This window comes from Flavobacterium sp. Root901 (assembly GCF_001429765.1).
In the GTDB taxonomy this organism is placed as follows: domain Bacteria; phylum Bacteroidota; class Bacteroidia; order Flavobacteriales; family Flavobacteriaceae; genus Flavobacterium.
Genome location: NZ_LMJB01000001.1, coordinates 240,695 through 259,696, shown reverse-complemented (window position 1 = coordinate 259,696; position 19,002 = coordinate 240,695). Strand labels below are relative to the sequence as shown.

At 34.5% G+C, this 19,002-nt stretch carries 10 protein-coding genes; 7 read left to right on the top strand and 3 right to left on the bottom strand.

Annotated features, from left to right (window positions below):
* Nucleotides 1–17: 17 nt before the first annotated feature.
* From ASE21_RS00920 to ASE21_RS00910, 3 genes are all read right to left on the bottom strand, one after another.
* Nucleotides 18–1,454, bottom strand: coding sequence for an MFS transporter (locus ASE21_RS00920; protein WP_057121150.1), 1,437 nt, complete (start codon nucleotides 1,452–1,454; stop codon nucleotides 18–20).
* A 169-nt stretch (nucleotides 1,455–1,623) separates the two neighbouring features.
* Nucleotides 1,624–2,325, bottom strand: a complete 702-nt coding sequence (locus ASE21_RS00915; protein WP_057120685.1) for a LytR/AlgR family response regulator transcription factor — start codon at nucleotides 2,323–2,325, stop codon at nucleotides 1,624–1,626.
* Nucleotides 2,315–3,367 (bottom strand): sensor histidine kinase, encoded by a 1,053-nt coding sequence (locus tag ASE21_RS00910; protein WP_057120684.1) that lies wholly within the window; start codon nucleotides 3,365–3,367, stop codon nucleotides 2,315–2,317. The genes ASE21_RS00915 and ASE21_RS00910 overlap by 11 nt, the downstream gene beginning before the upstream one ends.
* A 270-nt stretch (nucleotides 3,368–3,637) precedes the next feature.
* On the opposite strand from ASE21_RS00910, the gene ASE21_RS00905 reads away from it, so the two are divergent.
* The 7 genes from ASE21_RS00905 to ASE21_RS00875 all read left to right on the top strand — a co-directional run bounded on the left by ASE21_RS00905 (nucleotide 3,638) and on the right by ASE21_RS00875 (nucleotide 18,693).
* Entirely contained in the window at nucleotides 3,638–6,835 is a 3,198-nt protein-coding gene (locus ASE21_RS00905; protein WP_157848765.1) for a SusC/RagA family TonB-linked outer membrane protein, read from the top strand.
* Nucleotides 6,836–6,846: 11 nt separating this feature from the next.
* Nucleotides 6,847–8,370, top strand: coding sequence for a SusD/RagB family nutrient-binding outer membrane lipoprotein (locus tag ASE21_RS00900; RefSeq protein ID WP_057120682.1), 1,524 nt, complete (start codon nucleotides 6,847–6,849; stop codon nucleotides 8,368–8,370).
* 69 nt (nucleotides 8,371–8,439) lie between these two features.
* A complete protein-coding gene (locus tag ASE21_RS00895; RefSeq protein WP_057120681.1) occupies nucleotides 8,440–9,465 on the top strand; it encodes a glycosyl hydrolase family 18 protein in 1,026 nt (341 codons plus the stop codon).
* Nucleotides 9,466–9,792: 327 nt separating this feature from the next.
* Nucleotides 9,793–12,825 carry a SusC/RagA family TonB-linked outer membrane protein gene (locus ASE21_RS00890; RefSeq protein ID WP_057120680.1) on the top strand — a complete coding sequence of 1,011 codons (3,033 nt, stop codon included), beginning with the start codon at nucleotides 9,793–9,795 and terminating at the stop codon, nucleotides 12,823–12,825.
* 10 nt (nucleotides 12,826–12,835) lie between these two features.
* On the top strand, nucleotides 12,836–14,416 hold the full coding sequence (locus ASE21_RS00885) for a RagB/SusD family nutrient uptake outer membrane protein (protein ID WP_057120679.1): 1,581 nt from the start codon (nucleotides 12,836–12,838) through the stop codon (nucleotides 14,414–14,416).
* A 112-nt stretch (nucleotides 14,417–14,528) separates the two neighbouring features.
* Nucleotides 14,529–16,469, top strand: coding sequence for a glucosamine-6-phosphate deaminase (nagB, locus tag ASE21_RS00880; protein WP_057121149.1), 1,941 nt, complete (start codon nucleotides 14,529–14,531; stop codon nucleotides 16,467–16,469).
* Nucleotides 16,470–16,626: 157 nt separating this feature from the next.
* Nucleotides 16,627–18,693 (top strand): beta-N-acetylhexosaminidase, encoded by a 2,067-nt coding sequence (locus tag ASE21_RS00875; protein WP_057120678.1) that lies wholly within the window; start codon nucleotides 16,627–16,629, stop codon nucleotides 18,691–18,693.
* The last annotated feature ends 309 nt before the right edge of the window (nucleotides 18,694–19,002 follow it).

Genomic DNA, 19,002 nt, shown 5'->3' with positions numbered 1-19,002 from the left:
TGGGTATTTCTGAAATTTTAGTGACCTCCAGATAATTTTTTGTCGAAATTGATTCCTTGTTTTCTAAGGATTCCGCTTACACTCCAGGCATAAAATGCAAGGTAAGAGAAACATACGATACCCACAATATAACTTGCCTGGATACCAATGAATTCAGATACAAAACCTTGTAACCAGCTGATAACTCCACCACCCATAATCATCATGATTAAGAAGCTGCTTCCCTGGCTTGTGTTTTTTCCTAATCCGCTTACAGCAAGTGTAAAGATACATGGCCATAGAGTACTGCAGAATAAACCAACACTTGTGAAAGCATAAACACTTACAATTCCACTTGTAGCCATTCCGATAGCGATTGCAACAATACCTAAAGAAGAAAAGATTAATAACATTCTTGCTGGGTTTCCTTTACTTGCAATATCAGCAGCAATCAATACTAAAATGATTAATCCGTAAATATAAAATGGAGTTAAGTCGTGTTTTGCAATTGCATTTACCGCTAAGAATACACCAAAAGCTAAATAAGGAGCTACGAAACGTAAAATTTGCTGTAAGCTTGCTTTATCTGTAAAAGCTTCAATTGCACCTGTCCAACGTCCAATCATTAAACTTGCCCAGTATAAAGAGATATATGGAGCAACTTCCTGAGTTAAGAATCCTAATTTGCTTTCCATATATGCTGGTAAATTACTGGCTGTAGAAACTTCTACACCAACATACAGGAAGATTGCAATCATTCCCATTATTAATTGAGGATATTGTAAAGCTGATTTTTTTGCATTAGCACCGTCAGCAGCAATTTCTTCTTCGATAAGAGCCGGTTTGTCTGGCAAAGATGAAAATTTAAGTAATATAGCAACTAATAAGAAAGCAAGTCCTAAAATTAAATAAGGGATTTTTACACTTTCAATACTTAAAGTTGATGATCCTGTACTTGATCCGAAGATCGCAAAACTTACGATTAGCGGCCCAATTGTAGTTCCTAAGTTGTTAATTCCACCTGCTAATGTTAAACGCTGAGAGCCTGTAGATATTGGCCCTAAAGCAATTGCTAACGGATTAGCAACAGTTTGCTGTAATGAGAATCCTAAAGCTACTATGAATAAACCTGAAAGCATTAAAGGAAATGAACCTGTATTTGCTGCAGGGTAAAATAATAATGTTCCGATTGCAGAAATAAGTAAACCTAATGACAGACCGTTTTTGTAACCAATTTTGTTAACTAAATCTTCTTTGATTAAAACTGAAATTCCCATGTATATTAAGGATCCTACTGTATAAGCAATATAGAATGCCAGCGAAACTAATTGACTTTCTCCTTGAGATAAATTAAAAGCTGTTTTAAATACAGGAATTAAGATATCGTTACTGGCAGCAACAAAACCCCAAAAGAAGAACACGATAACTAGTGGGATAAACTGTCCCCATTTGGTTTGAACATTTTCTGAACTCATAATTGTAATTAAGGTTAATTTTTTAATAAATTGTTTTTTGAAGACCGTAAATATATTTGTTACATGAATCAAAAAAAAATTATTGATCGAAAATAATGTTAAATTTAAACGAACAACCTTATTTATTCAACAATGTGTTAATTTATATGGAGTTAGAAATGTTAAAGTTTTATTCGAGAATCCTGTTTTTTACGTCTTTACTGTAATTTCTCCCAATTGGAATAGTATAGGACTGGATCTGAATACGATTTCCTTCAATGGATTTTACTTTATTTAAAGCAATTACATACGATTTATGTATGCGCAGGAAGCGGTCACCCGGTAATTCTTCAGATAATGATGTTAAAGATTTGTGTGTAATATAAGTTTTATCGGGAGTTACAACTTTTATATATTCTTTCATTCCTTCGATAAAAAGAATTTCTTCAATATTAATTTTCATCATCTTTTTATCAACTTTAATAAAAATATGAGAATCTCCTTTTGTTACATCAATTTTAATATTGTTTTTTAAATTGTATTCGGTAGTAATTTTATTGATGCATTTTATAAATCTCGGCAGCGGAATAGGCTTTACCAAATAATCCAAAACATCAAGATCGTAACTTTCGGCTGCAAATTCTCTAAATGCGGTTGTAATGATAACTTTGGTTTTGTTTTCGATTAAACTTATTAATTCAAAACCTGTCATCATGGGCATATTAATGTCTAAAAAAACGGCATCTACAGCAGTACTGTTTATAAAATCCAGTGCTTCCAGAGAATTATTGAATGTGCCGATTACTTCAAAATCTGTAAAATTGTTAAAATAATTTTGCAGAACTTTGATTGCCAGAGGCTCATCATCAATCAATACACATTTAATTTTCATTATGAATAGGTATTTGCAAACGAATTATATAGTAATTCAGTTTTATTTTGTCTTTTAAGCTGAAATTATTTTTGTAAATTAATTTTAGTCTTTTCTTAGTGTTCACTAAACCAATGCCTCCTTTTGACTTAACATTTTGTGAAATTACAAAATTATTTAAGATTTCAAAGTCTAACATTTTATTATCAATAACTTTACAATTGATTTTAATTTTAAAGTTATTATTATTGACTCCGCCATGTTTAAAGGCATTTTCGACCAATGAAATAAAGATTAAAGGCGGCACTACAACATCTTCAATATTAGATTCTAAATTGATGGTAACTTCTACATTTTCAAATCGGAGTTTTTCAATTTCAATATAATTCTGAATATAATCAATTTCCTTTATAAGCGGGACAAACTTAGTTCCTTTTACATCATACAAAACATATTCCATCAGGTTTGAAAGTTTGATGATAACATCCGGAACTTTATCTGAAGACTCTAGAGATAAGGCATAAAGATTATTTAATGTATTGAAAAAAAAATGCGGCTGAATTTGATTTTCAAGATATTTCAGCTTGATTTTGAATTGATTTTCTCTCAGCGATCTGTTTCTTTCTCTTTCGCGAAGCCAGGTCAGGGTTAGGTAAACCGATGAAGCCATTGCCAGAACATACAATTCGCCAATGCAGACGGCAACGATATGATTTATTTCGAAAGGATGATATTCGCGATTTGCCTCGGGCCAGATATTTTCAGAAACTATATAATAGGTAAGCGCTGTTTTTAATAAATATATCGCAAAAAGACTTACCAGCAGTGAAAAAGTGTATGTAATATATTTTTGTTTTAATACATATTTAGGTACCAAAACAAAAAGATTGAAATAGACTAAAGGGATATGCAGCGAAAACTCAATTAAATTAGATTTAAAAGAATAGGGATAATCATTGAAGTATGCTCCCCATCGTAAAAAGTTGAGAGTGAAATAAGAGCCCCAAAACCAAATATGATTTTGAAGTTTTATATCAAATTTTAGTTTTCGAATTTCGTTCAACTTTTATTTAACTTTTTATTATTATTTGGAAAGCATTGTAATTACTGTGCAACTTTACACAATTACTGGCTAAATCGCAATTCTTTTGAAAAAAAAATTGAAAAAAAAGACAATTAATATTTTATTTTAAAAGGATAACGTTTTCGTAAAACATAATGTTGAATGTTTTATGTCGTTTGTTTAAAAAATAAGACCGTTTGTATAAAATATTTTTTTTAACAGTACCTTAACAATAAATTTATCGCTTAACCAATCAAAACCATGATAAAAATGAAACAAATTATGTTAATCCTTATGGTTGTGTTTACGGCGCAGTTGTCTGTTGCGCAGGTAAAGACAGTCAAAGGTTTGGTAAGCGATCAAAATGGATTGCCGCTTCCGGGAGTAAGTATTCTTATTCAGGGTACAAAAACGGCAAGTCAAACGGATTATGACGGTATATATACGATTCAGGCATCTCCGGGAGATGTTCTTTTGTTTTCGTATATAGGTATTAAAACTAAGAGCGTAACAGTTGGATCTTCTGCTACTGTAAATGTTGTGCTTGCTCAGGATGCACAAAATTTAAATGAAGTTGTTGTTACCGCATTAGGGATTAAGAGACAGAAAAAAGAACTGGGTTATGCCGTTCAGGATGTAAAAGGAGATCAGTTAAATAAAGCTATTACAACCAATGTAACTTCCGCCTTATCAGGAAGAGTTGCCGGTGTTGATGTCTCTATACCTTCAACGGGTGTGGCCGGAAGTACGAGAGTTATTATTAGAGGGATTTCCAGTATTGGCGAAAGCAATCAGCCCCTTTACATTGTAGACGGTGTTCCTATTGACAACTCTGGTTTAAACAATGACCAGGCAGCAACAAGTAAATGGTTTGACGGCCGTGATAACGGAGATGGTATTTCCAGCATCAACCCAAACAATATTGAAAGTTTAACGGTACTTAAAGGAGCAGCTGCCGCGGCTTTGTATGGTTCAAGAGCTTTGAATGGTGTAATTTTAATAACTACTAAAAAAGGAAGTAAAGGTAAACTTCGTGTAGAATTAACAAGCGGAGTAAATTTTGACAGAGTGAACGCGAAATATTCTGATTATCAAACAGAATATGGAACGGGTTCAAATGGTGCTCTGCCGGATCCTTCAAAAGCGCCAACAGAAATTTATGGTTATACCACAAATGCATGGGGACCTAAATTTTCTGAATCAGCAGGACAGCAGGTAAAAATATTTGATGGCTCAATGAGACCTTATGCAAGAGTAGAAAACAATATTCAGGATTTCTTCAGAACCGGATTTACAACAACAAACGGAGTTGCTGTTTCCGGAGGAAATGACAGCGGATTTGTTCGTTTTGGTTTCAATAACCTTAAAAATGATGACGTTGTTCCGGGATCCGGATTAGAAAGAAATGATGCTACTTTGAATGCGACATTAAAAGCAGAAAAATTTACATTAGATGCCAATGTGAATTATATCGCTGAAAACACAAATAACAGACCAGCTTTAGGAGATTCTCCTAACAACGTTGGATATTCATTAAGTGGTTTAGCTCCAAACATTGATCAGGCCTGGCTGAAAAATTATAAAAATGAAGAAACAGGACAGATTTATCCCTGGAACAGCAATGTTTATTTATTGAACCCGTATTTTGTAACAGAAGAAAATCATAACACCTCGGTAAAAAATCGTTTTATAGGAAATGTTACAGGAACGTATCAGCTGAAAAAATGGCTGGCATTAACGTTTAGAACTGGTTTAGATACATATACTTTCAGCTCAAAAGATTTTATGGCAGCCGGAAGTACATGGCCGGGAAGAGATGAAGGTTATCTTGGTTTAAACAATATCAATGTTTCAGAAATGAATACTGATATCATTGCTACTTTGAGCGATATTAAACTGGCAGACGACTTGACTTTTTCAGGAATATTAGGTACCGCCCGAAGAGATTTCAGAAGAGAACAAAACTCACGATTTGGAACAAAAATTATCGAACCGGGTACAGAATATATCAGCAATTTTGTTAATAAGACTGAAAATGCGCCTGTTGAAACTAAAACAAGAACTAATTCAGTTTACGGATCTGCAAAACTAGATTATAAAGGTTATTTATATGCAGAGTTTACCGGAAGAAATGACTGGTTTAGTGTGATCTACAGTGGAGATGAAAGTGCTTTTTATCCTGCCGGTTCATTAGGTTTTGTATTCTCTGATGCGCTTAATATTCAAAATGATACTTTCTCTTACGGAAAATTGAGAGCATCGTGGGCACAGGTTTCAAACTCACCGGGAGCATATAAAAATAGATTAAATTATACGACATTTTCTTCCTACGACGGACAGAGTGTGGTAAACATTAAAAACACTGCAGCACCAAATCCTAATTTAACTTATCAGTCTAAAACAGGAATTGAGTTTGGAGTTGAAACGGCTTTCTTCAAAAACAGATTAAGAGCTGATATTACAGTATATCGTGAAGATACATCAGATCAGACACTTGATTTACCTTCATCTGCAACATCCGGATATGAATTTATTTCTGTAAATGCCGGAAAATTACGTAACGAAGGTATTGAGGTATTCTTAACCGGTACTCCAATAAAAACAAATAATTTTGAATGGGGAATTGATTTGAACTTCTCCAAAAACAAAAACTCAATTATCTCATTGCATCCGGATATTAATACTTATACTATTTCTGAAGCTCGTTGGGCCGGAGCAGCTGTTGTGGCTCAGGTTGGCGGTCAGTACGGAACTATTATGGGTAGAGATTTCTTAAGAAATGAAAATGGAGATAAAGTAGTGGCAGCAAATGGTTTGCCATTATTTACAGATGAAAAAGTAGCATTAGGAAAAGGACTTCCTGACTGGGCTGCCGGTTTAACAAACAGATTTACATACAAAGGTATTACACTTCAATTCCTGATCGATATGAAATTTGGAATGGATGTATATTCTATGACCAATTCATTAGCGGCTACAAAAGGACTTTTAGATGTCACCACAGATGGAAGAGATGCTTACAACCATGCAAGAGCAGAAGCAATTGCAAACGATCCAAACTTTAGCCAGTCTACATGGGTTCCGACAGCGGGTTATGTTGCCGAAGGTGTGGTAAACACAGGTACAGCTGCAAATCCGGTTTATGTTAAAAATACAAAACCAATTAATCCTCAGGATTACTGGAATACAGTATTCAACAACTCACCAGCGCCATTTGTTTACGATGCATCTTATGTGAAATTAAGAGAGGTGAGTTTAGGATATACAATTCCATCAAGTGTTTTTGGAGATTCTAAAATAAGTTCAATTTATGTTTCGGCATTTGCGAGGAACCTGTTGACTTTCAATAAAGATCTTCCAAATATTGACCCGGAATCAATGTATACTTCTGGAAACGGACAAGGTTTTGAATATGGTTCATTGCCATTTAGACAATCGTACGGTTTTAATATTAAAGTTGCATTCTAAAAAAAGAAATTATGAAATTTAAACAAATAATTATAGCCGCACTCACATTGTTTACTTCAGTAGGCTGTACCGAAAATTTTGACGAACTGGAAAAAGATCCGGTTGCGTTATCTGCAAATCCGGCTGGTCAGCTTACGTTTACGCAATTGTGTATGTCCGGTGACGGATTCTATCAGTGGAGAACCAATCTAATTTATTCAGGAGGTTTTGTGCAGCATTACGCTGGTGCATGGAACGTTACCGAATTTGGAAGCAAATTCAAAAAAGATGACGGTTATGCAACTGCTCTTTGGAGAAATGGTTACCAAAATGAATTAAAAAATGTAGTCGATATTCTTGAAAAAACAAATGGAGATCCAACTGCTGTAAATATGAATGCTGTTGCTAAAATTATGAGAGTAATGGTTGCACAGCGTATTACAGATATTTATGGAGATATTCCGTATTCAGAGGCCGGATTAGGTTTCTCAAAAGGAATTGTAACACCGAGATACGATACTCAGGAAGAAATTTATACTTCATTCTTTCATGATTTGGAAGAAGCCAATAATCAACTGAATGCAAATGGCGGATCTGTAAAAGGCGATTTGTTCTATGGCGGAGATATTACTAAGTGGAAAAAATTAGCTAATACATTACGATTACGTCTTGGAATGAGAATTTCTGAGGTTAAACCGGCAGAAGCTGAAAAACAAGTAAAAGCTGCTTTAGCGGCAGGTGTTTTTACAAGCAATGCAGACAATTGTATTATGCGTCATTTAGATGCCACATTTAATGATGACCCGGCATCGATTGATTTTAGAGGAAACGGATTAGCGTATGCTCTTGTCGGGAATGAAAACGGAGATCACTTTAGTACTTTGGTTATTGACTTTTTGAGAGATAACGGAGACCCAAGATTATCAATGTATGCAACTCCTAAAACAACAAGCAGTCTTGCCTGGGGTGCGCCATTACAGCCAGGAGAAACCCCTTATGAAGGAGTAAAACCAGGTCTTTTTCAATGGGAAGTTCCAATGGGAGCAAGTTCAACGTCTGGTATTCAGTCTTACTTCAAGCAAAAAACAACCCCTTTCTTACATGTAAGTTATTCTGAATCACAGTTATTGCTTGCTGAAGCTGCATTTAGAGGCTGGGTTTCAGGTTCTGCTGCAGATTATTACAAAAAAGGAGTTGAAGCAGGAATCAGACAATTAGAAATTTATGGAGCGGCACCGGCAACTCAGGCTGCGATCGATACGTATTTAAATGCTAAACCTCTTGCTGCAGGACAAGAAATGAAACAGATTTCAACACAGCTTTGGATCACTTATATTTTTAATAGTATTGAAGCTTATTCAAACTGGAGAAGAACAGGATTCCCGGTATTAATACCGATAACAAATCCGGATTCTGAAACAGGCGGCGTTACACCAAAACGTTTGTATTATCCTAATGATGAGATGCAGAAAAATGAGAAAAACTATCTCGAAGCTTTATCAAGAATGGGAGGAACAAATGACTGGCTGAATAAAGTTTGGTGGGATGCAAACTAAATAAAATCCTAAATATATAAGTTATGCCTGATAAGGTCATATTTTCATTCTAATTCAATTCAAAAAATTATGATAAAAAATAAAGCCTTATTAGGCATCCTTTTTTATATAAGTTCACTTTTCTCCGTTTACAGCTGTACCAATGAGAAAGAACATGATCCTGAATATTCAAAAACTAAAACTGCAAGAGTAGTTGGTTATTTATCGACAGATAGTTTTAGCAAAATAACTTCTATTCAGTTTTGCAAATTGACCCATTTGAATATTGCATTTGCAAATCCGGATAAAAACGGAAATATAGTTTTTGCTGGTGATATTGATGCTGTAGTCAAATATGCAAAATCAGTAAATCCAAATCTTGTTGTAAGTATTTCGCTCGCAGGCGGAGTCATTTCAGAAGAACAGGCAGCCAATTGGTCGCTATTGATTGATAAACCTGAGAACCGTACGGCATTTATACAAAATATTCTAAAATTTGTAACCGATCATAATTTAGACGGGGTTGATGTCGATCTCGAATGGGATGCAGTCACAACAGGATACAGTGGTTTTGTGGTAGAATTAAAAAAGAGTTTAATGGATAACAAAAAACTATTAACAGCCGCATTGCCCAATAATACGAGATTTACAAATATAAATGCATCCGCACTAAATGCATTTGATTTTATAAACATAATGGCGTATGATAGTACAGGACCGTGGAGTCCGACGAAAGTGGAACAGCACAGTTCTTTTGAATTTGCGAAAAGCGGAATCGATTTCTGGCATAAACAGCAAAACGTTCCAAGCGAAAAATTAACCTTAGGAGTTCCTTTTTATGGATATAATTTTACTTATTCAGAAGTAACGAGTTCTACATTTGGGCAAATCGTTGAAGCAGGATCACAATTTGCAGATCAGGATGAAATAGGAAAAATATATTATAATGGAAGACCAACTATTTCCAAAAAAGTTGAATTCGCATCAGAATATACCGGCGGCATAATGATTTGGGAATTGGCACAAGATTCCTTTGGTGATTATTCGTTGCTAGATGTAATTCATAAAAAATATACAAGTTTAAAATTTAAGACCTCGGGTATGTGCGGGAATTAAAATTCACACTTTCAGTATTTTAAATTAATGACTTTTCGCTTCTTTTTAATTGATAAAATTATGAAGAAGCGATTTTTTATATATAAATTCCACGTTACTAGATAATTACTTTATTTAAAAATTTCTTAAAGAATTGTAAAATTTTTAGAATAAAATAGTCGTAAATGGGAAATTTTCTGCTTTTTATAGAAACGAATACGTTTTCGCGTAACGGATTATTGATTGTTTTATGTCGTTGGTTTAAAATTTTGTGCAGTTTGTATAATATATTTTTTTTAACAATCCCTTAAGAATAATTTTACCTCATAACTAACAAAATAAATAAACATGAAAAAAATTTTCTTAATCTTTATGATTGTTTTTACTGCGCAGGTTACGCTTGCTCAGGTAAAAAATGTTAAAGGTGTGATTACAGATTCTGATGGGATGCCATTACCGGGTGCATCTGTTGCTGTACAGGGAGGTCAAAAAGGTGCGACCACCGATTTTGACGGACTGTACTCAATCGAGGTTCAAAAAGGACAAACATTAGTTTTCAGCTATGTTGGTCTTGAAACACAAAATATAGTTGTAGGCGATGCTGCTACAATTAATGTAAAAATGCAGATTGCGGCATCAAATGCGCTTACTGAAGTTGTGGTAACATCTTTAGGTATCAAGAAAACAAGAAAATCTTTAACTTATGCAGCTCAGGAACTTAAAGGAGAAGAGTTAACAAGAGTAAGAGATGCCAACCTTATCAATACAATTGCCGGAAAAATCGCGGGTGTTGCTGTAACTAAAAGTTCAAGTGGTACTGGTGGTTCTACAAAAGTAGTAATTAGAGGTAACTCTTCAGTTTCAAATAATCAGCCATTGTATGTTATCGATGGTATTCCGTTATATAATGGTTCTTCAGGACAGCCAAATGATAGTTTTGGTAGTACTTCTACAGGAAACCGTGACGGAGGTGATGTTGTATCGCTTATTAATCCAGATGATTACGAAGGTATGACGGTATTAAAAGGTGCTGCTGCATCTGTATTATATGGTAGCCAGGGAGCAAATGGAGTTATCTTATTATCTTCTAAAAAAGCTAAAGCTGGAAAACCAACACTTACTGTTTCATCAGTAACTACATTTGAATCTGCAGCTTATCTGCCTAAATTCCAAACTGATTATGTTGCTGCTCCTGGAGCAGACGAATCATGGGGTGCTGCAGGAAAATCAAAAGATCACGTAAAAGACTTTTTTCAGGTTGGGAATACTCAAATCACTTCAGTAGGGTATTCAACTGCTGCTGAAAATTCTTCTACTGCATTTACTTATTCTAATACATCTGGATCAGGTATCATGCCGGGTAATAGTATTAAGAAAAACAACTTTGGTATTCGCCAGACTGCTAAATTCTTTGATGATAAACTTCTTTTTGCTGCAAATGCAAACTATACTTCTCAAAACATCATCAACAAACCTGTGAATGGTTTTTATTTCAACCCGCTTACGGGAGTTTACTTAATGCCAAGAGGAAATGATTTTGATTATTACAGAAATAATTTTGAAGTTTTTGATCCAAACAGAAATTTAATGGCTCAAAACTGGATGACAAACAGAGATATTATGCAAAACCCATTCTGGGGAATCAACAGAAATAAATCTGAAGATAAAAACAATTTCTTTAACGGAGCATTATCTTTAACTTATAAAGCTAATAACTGGTTAAGCATTGCTGGTAGATACAGCTATAACAGAATAGAAAGCGGATTTGATAAAAAAATCTATGCTACTACACAAGGAACAATCTCTCACATAAATGGTAGATATTATGTAGAAGATGCTTTAAGCACACAACGTTATGCTGATTTAATTGCTACAATTAATACAAAATTCAGTGAGGATTTTAGTTTTAATGCAAACATTGGTACAAGTATTACAAATACATTAGGAAATCAAAAAACAATTCTTGATTCCGGAATTGGAGGAGGATTAAAATATGCTAACTGGTTTACATTACAAAACTTCAACAACAATTCAGGAAATTATCAGACTATCGATACAAGAAAAGAAGTTCAGTCTGTATTTGCAGCTACAACTTTTGGATATAGAGATATGTTATTCTTAGATGTTGCAGCAAGAAATGACTGGTCATCAACTTTGGCAAATACAGATAGTGCTGGATATTTTTATCCATCTGTAGGTTTGACAGCTATTCTTAGCGAAATGATGACAATGCCAGAATTTATTAACTATGGTAAAGTTCGTGCTACTTATGCAGAAGTTGGTAATGATGTTTATCCATTCGTAACAACTCCAACATATTACTATACTCCTGGAGTTACAGATCCAAAACCAAAAGTTGCTCCAAAAGAAGGAACTTCACTAAAACCTGAATTAAAATCAGAGTATGAGCTTGGAACTGAATGGAGAATGTTTAATAACAGATTCGCATTTGAATTATCATACTATAATTCTGAAACTAAAAATCAATACTTACAAGTTGTAGCTCCAAAAGGAAACTCTCAAGGAGTTGATTTTTATGGAATTAATGCTGGTAGTATAGAAAATAAAGGTTTCGAAGCAGTAGTTACTGCAGGAATTTTCAGAGGAGACAAATTTTCATGGGATACAAGTGTTAACTTTTCACAAAATAAAAATAAAGTAAAAGAAATCCCTACTGAATTAGGAGGTAGAGTTAACTTAACTGAAGCTGGAGTAAACAGCTACAGATATGCTTTGATCGAAGGAAGACCATTTGGGGTTATTGAAGGTATTAACATCAAAAAAGATGCTCAGGGAAGAATGTTGTTAAATGATGACGGAACAATTCAAAAAACAGATTTCCAGGAAGTTGGTAATTCTAATCCAGACTATATGATTGGTTTCTCTAACTCATTCAAAGTGGGGTCATTCTTTGCAAATGTTTTAATTGACGGTCGTTTTGGAGGTGAAGTAATGAGTTTAACTCAGGCTCAAAATGATTCTTTTGGTGTATCAAAAGCAACTGGTGATGCAAGAAATGCTGGTGGTGTAAAAGTAAATGCAGTTAGAGCCAGCGACGGAACTCCGGTTTCTACAATGGATGCCCAGCTTTACTACACTCAGGTTGGTGGTAGAGCCGGTATAACTGGAGAGTATGTTTATGATGCAACGAATGTTAGCGTAAGAGAGATTTCTATTGGATATAATTTTAACGCAAAAAGATTACCATTTATTCAGACAGCAAGTGTTTCATTAATAGCAAGAAACTTATTCTTTATCTACAAAGATGCACCGTTTGATCCAAATATTGCATTAAGTACAGGCGAAGGTTTACAAGGTGTTGATATTTACGGACAACCATCTACAAGAAGTATCGGTCTTAATTTAAATGTAACTTTCTAATACTAAAAACATGAAACTAAATAAAATAACAAAAGCGGCTATCTGTATGTCATTGCTTGCGGCAGTAGGTTGTACAGGTGATTTTGAAGATATTAATACCAATCCAAATGGTATTACACCAGATCTTTTTCAACAAGACTTCAATCATATTAAAGGAGGTTTTGCTCCAATGTTTAATAACATTTATGTATTTACTCCAGAGTGGGTTTATCAGTTACAGCAAAACTTAAATAGTGATATTTGGTCTGGTTATATGGCGACTCCAACTGGTTTTGCAGGAGGAATCAATAATACAACCTATTCATTAGTTGATGGGTGGAACGGATTCATATGGGATTATGCTTATAGTAATGTAATGTTTAATGCGTATGATATCGCTCAAAAATCTAAAGGAAAATACGATCAGTTTTATGCTTTGTCATTAATTCTGAAAGTAGAAGGAATGCATAGATTAACAGATACTTTTGGACCTATCATATATTCTAAATTTGGATCAACTGAATCAACAATAGAATATGATTCTCAGGAAGAGGTTTACAACCAAATGTTTAGTGAGTTAGATTTTGCTGTAGCAGAATTGACTAAAAGAGAAGATGCCGGAGAAGCTTCGACATTTGCAACAACAGATATGTCTGGTTATGGTGGAAATTACAAAGCATGGGTAAAATTTGCAAATAGTTTACGTTTAAGATTGGCAATGCGTATTGTTAAAATAAACCCGGCATTGGCAAAAACACAAGCAGAAAAAGCTGTAGCACACAAATTTGGTGTATTCACAACAAATGCTGATTTATTCAAAGTTGTATCACCAGTTTACAACAATCCTATTTCTACAATTAGTGGTGCATGGTTAGATATTCGTATGTCTGCAGATATGGAATCTATTATGGGTGGATATAATGATCCGAGATTAGCCGCTTATTTTGATACTTCAACTCAATTTCCAGGACAATACAAAGGAGTTCGTACAGGTATTGATATAGCAGCAAAATCAGATCATCAGGATTTTTCAGGAATTGGTTCTGTTGTAAGATCAAAAGAAGTAGTTTTATTTACTACAGCAGAGGCTTATTTCTTAAGAGCTGAAGGAGCATTAAGAGGATGGAATATGGGTGGAGATGCTAAGTCTTTATATGAAGCAGGGATAGCAGCGTCGTTCGAGCAAAGAGGTGCGTCAGGAGCGGCAGCTTACATTGCTGATAATGTAAAAACGGCAAAAGCATATGTTGATCCTAATTTCCCGGTAAACAATTCTGCAGCTGTGAATAATGTTACAATTGCTTGGGATGCCGCAGCAACAAATGAGGTGAAACTTCAAAAAATCATTACTCAAAAATGGATTGCTGGTTTTCCTGAAGGGCAAGAAGCATGGTCTGATTACAGAAGAACAGGTTATCCAAAATTATTCCCTGTACTTAAAAATTACAGCGGTAATACAATTTCAACTGCATTAGGAGTAAGAAGAATTAACTACGTTCAGTCAGAAAAAGCCGGAAACCCTGGCGGTGTTGCTTCAGGAGTTACTAAACTTGGCGGCCTTGACAATGGAGGAACAAGAGTTTGGTGGGATAAAGCAGCCCCTAACTTCTAAAAAAAATAAAAGAATATAAGATTTTAAGTTTGGTTAGTAAATGGTATAAGCAGTGAAAATGCTTATACCATTTCAAAAACCAAAATTGTACATACCAAAAAAAGAAAAAGAAATGAAAAGTGCTTTAGAAATAAAACCTGATATCAGCTATAAAAGCGCCGGAAAATTTGAAGAAACACGATTTGAAAAAATTCATAACGAAATCTTCAAAAGTTCTGCTGAAGCATCGGTAATTGTAGCGCAGGAAATCGCTCAGTTAATTAGATCTAAGCAGGAAAAAAATAAATCTTGCGTGCTTGGTTTGGCAACAGGATCTTCTCCTATAAAAGTATATGAGGAATTAGTGAGAATGCACAGAGAGGAAGGACTGAGTTTTAGCAATGTAATCACTTTTAATCTGGATGAATATTATCCAATGAATAAAGAGAACAATCAGAGCTATCATTATTTCATGCATCAGCATCTTTTTAATCATATTGATATTAAACCTGAAAATGTAAATATTCCTGATGGTACAGTTTCTATTGATGAATTAAATCAATATTGTATCGACTATGAAATGAATATTAAACAAGCTGGAGGGCTTGACTTTCAGTTATTAGGAATTGGACGTACCGGACACGTTGGTTTTAACGAACCGGGTTCGCACATCAATTCCGGAACAAGAATTATTACACTTGACCATATTACAAGAGTAGATGCTTCATCAGACTTTAATGGTATAGATAACGTTCCCAAAAGAGCCATTACCATGGGAGTTTCTACCATTATGAGATCTAAAAGAATCGTATTAATGGCTTGGGGGCAAAACAAAGCTGATATTATCAAAAGAACCATTCAGGGTGATATTAGTTCTGAAGTTCCCGCAACATTTTTACAAAATCATCCTAATGCAACTTTTGTACTGGATCAGTCTGCAGCATCAGAGTTAACACGTTTTAAAACGCCTTGGCTTGTTGGGGAATGTATCTGGACGCAAGAATTAAAAAGTAAAGCGATTGTCTGGCTTTGTCAAAAAACAAACCAATCTATTTTAAAGCTTACAGACCGTGACTATAATAATAACGGAATGTCTGACTTATTGGCACAAGAAGGTTCTGCTTACGATTTAAACATCAATATGTTTAATGTATTACAGCACACCATTACAGGATGGCCGGGTGGAAAACCAAATACAGATGATTCACATCGTCCGGAAAGAGCAAATCCTGCAAAAAAACGAGTAATCCTTTTTAGTCCGCATCCTGATGATGACGTGATTTCGATGGGAGGAACGTTTTCAAAATTGATAAAACAAGGTCACGATGTACATGTTGTATATCAAACCTCCGGAAATATAGCAGTTACAGATGACGAAGCATTGAAATTTGCTGAGGTTTGTAATGATTTTACTGGCGGAAATCTTCCAAAAGATATCAATTTCAAATCTGTAATTGAATTTTTAAATAACAAATCAGAAAATCAAATTGATTCTCTGGAAGTCAGAAAACTAAAAGGATTAATCAGAAGAAGAGAATCTTACGCAGCAACAAGATATATTGGCTTAAAAGATGAAAACACACACTTTTTAGACCTTCCATTTTATGAAACTGGGCAAGTTAAAAAGAATCCGTTAGGGCCGGAAGATATTGCTATTGTAAAAGAAATTATCGCCAGAATAAAGCCGCATCAGGTATTTGCTGCAGGAGATTTGGCAGATCCGCACGGAACGCATGAAGTCTGCCTGAATGCTATTTTTGCTGCGATGAAACAATTAAAATCAGAAAAATATATGGATGATTGCTGGCTCTGGCTGTACAGAGGAGCTTGGCACGAGTGGGATATTCATGAAATAGATATGGCAGTTCCGCTTTCTCCGTCAGAAGTATTGTTAAAACGTCATGCTATTTTATATCACCAGTCTCAAAAAGACAGGGTTATGTTTCAGGGAAATGATTCGCGAGAATTCTGGGTTAGGGCAGAAGACCGCAACAAAAATACAGCTATTCTGTACGACGAATTAGGTTTAGCAGAATACGAAGCTATTGAAGCTTTTAAACGATTTGATTATTAAAGTTGTTTTTTTAAGATTCGGGTGAGAGCGAATCAAATTGCAAAATTCAGATAGACCTCAAAGCAATAAGTGAGGTAAGCAGAAAAGTCTTTCTGAGTTTTGTTTTTTTTAATTTAAATGGATGTTTGAGAAAAACATCTGAACAAAAAGAATAAAAATGAAATATTTATTTTTCTTACTATTAGCGGGTGTAACAGCGGGTGCTCAGGTAAAAAAAGAGCAGTTAAACCTTATGCCCTGGCCTCAAAACGTTGTTGTTAACGATGGAAATTTTACTTTAACCAAAAATTTTAAAGTTAATATTTCCGGAAATCCAAATCAAAGAATTTTTGGAGGAGTGACTCGTTTTCTGCGTCGTCTGGATGGTAGAACAGGTATGTTTTTCGAACAGGGTTTTATTACAAAACTAAATGAATTTCCAAATGCTGAATTACAGATTGACTGTGATAAAAGCGGAAAAATTGGTTTATATGAAGATGAAAGTTACAGCTTAGATATAAAATCAAATAAAATAACAATACATGCAACAAGTGATTTAGGAGCTTTGCATGGATTGGAAACTTTATTACAGTTACTGCAGAATGACAGCAAATCATTTTACTTTCCGGTTTCGCAAATTTCAGATTTTCCAAGATTTACATGGAGAGGTTTAATGATTGATGCCGCAAGACATTTTCAGCCTGTAGATGTTATTAAAAGAAATATTGATGCATTGGCCGCCATGAAAATGAATGTTTTTCACTGGCATTTAGTAGATGACCAGGGCTGGAGAATTGAAACCAAAAAACATCCCAAATTAATCGAATTAGCTTCGGATGGATTGTATTACACACAAGAGGAAATTAAAAATATCGTAAAATATGCTGATGACCGCGGTATTTTGATAGTTCCAGAAATAGATGTTCCGGGTCATGGATCTGCAATACTTACCGCTTATCCGGAAATAGGAAGCAAAGTGATTACACTGACTGGAGGAACTTCTGAAAAAAATATTCAGGGTACGGCAATCGCCACCTATGGAATTGAAAGAAATGCGGGTATTTTTTCGCCAACATTAGATCCTTCAAATCCTAAAACGTATAAAATTTTAAGTGAACTTTTTGATGAGGTATGCCCATTATTTCCCGGAGCTTATTTTCATATTGGGGGAGATGAGAACGAAGGGAAAGATTGGGATGCCAATCCGAAAATCCAGGAGTTCAAAAAGAAACATAATTTAAAAACAAATCACGAGCTGCAGACTTATTTTACAATGGAGCTTGCCCCAATGCTTAAAAAACACGGAAAACAATTAATGGGCTGGGAAGAAATTTTGACTAAAGATCTTTCAAAAGAAGCTATTGTACATTCTTGGAGAGGTCCAAATGAAGGAATGACAGCCGGACAATCATTAGTTGATGCCGTTAAAAAAGGATATAAAACAGTTTTGTCAAACGGATATTATATTGATTTAATGTATCCGGTTGCAAGTCATTATTTAAATGATCCGATGCCAAAAAATGCAGATTTATCTGCTGAGGAAAAAGCCAGGATATTAGGCGGAGAAGCAACAATGTGGACAGAACTTGCAACTCCTGCAACAATCGATTCCAGAGTCTGGCCAAGAACAGCTGCTATTGCAGAAAGACTTTGGTCTGCAGAGAATGTTACAGATCTTGCCAGCATGCGCAAACGTCTTGAAAATGTATCTTTTAGATTAGAAGAACTAGGAATAACTCATATTAAAAACAAAGATGTTATTCTGAGAAATATTACCAATAATCAGAATATTGCATCTATTACTGAGTTTTCAAATGTCTGCGAACCATTAAAAGGATACACCAGAAATAAAGGCGGGACAGAATATCAAATGTATTCTCCGTTTACACTTTTTGCCGATGCGTGTACACCGGATGCAAAAGAGTCGCTGGCATTTAATGATGCAGTAACTCAATATCTGGACAATAAATCAGAAGATAATAAAGTAAAAGTCGCATCATTTTTTAACAAATGGATCAGTATAAATAAAGGTTTAATTGAGTTGAGTTCCAATGCGCCTTTAGTACAGCCAATTCTTCCGTTGTCAAAAAAACTAAGTGATGCATCTCAGGAATTACTGCTTGTTTTAGATAAAAAATCGACTTTAAAATCAGAAGATTTGAAAAATCTGATAGAACAATGCAATACAAAAGATCATGCTGATGTAGAGTTGTCAGTTTATGAGAGTTTAAAGAAATTAATTTAAAGGTTTGGTTTGAATTAGTATTTAGTAAGTTTAAGTTACCACTATTGTTTTAAAAGTGTTGATTGTCTCTGCCAGATCATTCTGGCAGAGGTAATTAAATTAAACTAATTCATTTTCGAATCTTCAGAATAAAATAAAAAAATAACCACTAACGGAGTATTAACCTTTTAAAAACCAAATAAAAAGAATAACACAAACATGACAAAAAAAGAGTATAGATTGATGAGTAGTCCCAAATTTATCATTTGTATTTAATATTAATTTTTTAAAAATTATAAATAAATATCAATCACTACTATTGGCTAATGA

Bases quoted from the DNA above. Each gene is read 5' to 3' on its own strand.
- ASE21_RS00905 (WP_157848765.1), top strand. From the start codon at position 3,638: ATGAAACAAATTATGTTAATCCTTATGGTTGTGTTTACGGCGCAGTTG.
- ASE21_RS00920 (WP_057121150.1), bottom strand. From the start codon at position 1,454: ATGAGTTCAGAAAATGTTCAAACCAAATGGGGACAGTTTATCCCACTA.
- ASE21_RS00895 (WP_057120681.1), top strand. From the start codon at position 8,440: ATGATAAAAAATAAAGCCTTATTAGGCATCCTTTTTTATATAAGTTCA.
- nagB (WP_057121149.1), top strand. From the start codon at position 14,529: ATGAAAAGTGCTTTAGAAATAAAACCTGATATCAGCTATAAAAGCGCC.
- ASE21_RS00915 (WP_057120685.1), bottom strand. From the start codon at position 2,325: ATGAAAATTAAATGTGTATTGATTGATGATGAGCCTCTGGCAATCAAA.
- ASE21_RS00875 (WP_057120678.1), top strand. From the start codon at position 16,627: ATGAAATATTTATTTTTCTTACTATTAGCGGGTGTAACAGCGGGTGCT.
- ASE21_RS00900 (WP_057120682.1), top strand. From the start codon at position 6,847: ATGAAATTTAAACAAATAATTATAGCCGCACTCACATTGTTTACTTCA.
- ASE21_RS00890 (WP_057120680.1), top strand. From the start codon at position 9,793: ATGAAAAAAATTTTCTTAATCTTTATGATTGTTTTTACTGCGCAGGTT.
- ASE21_RS00885 (WP_057120679.1), top strand. From the start codon at position 12,836: ATGAAACTAAATAAAATAACAAAAGCGGCTATCTGTATGTCATTGCTT.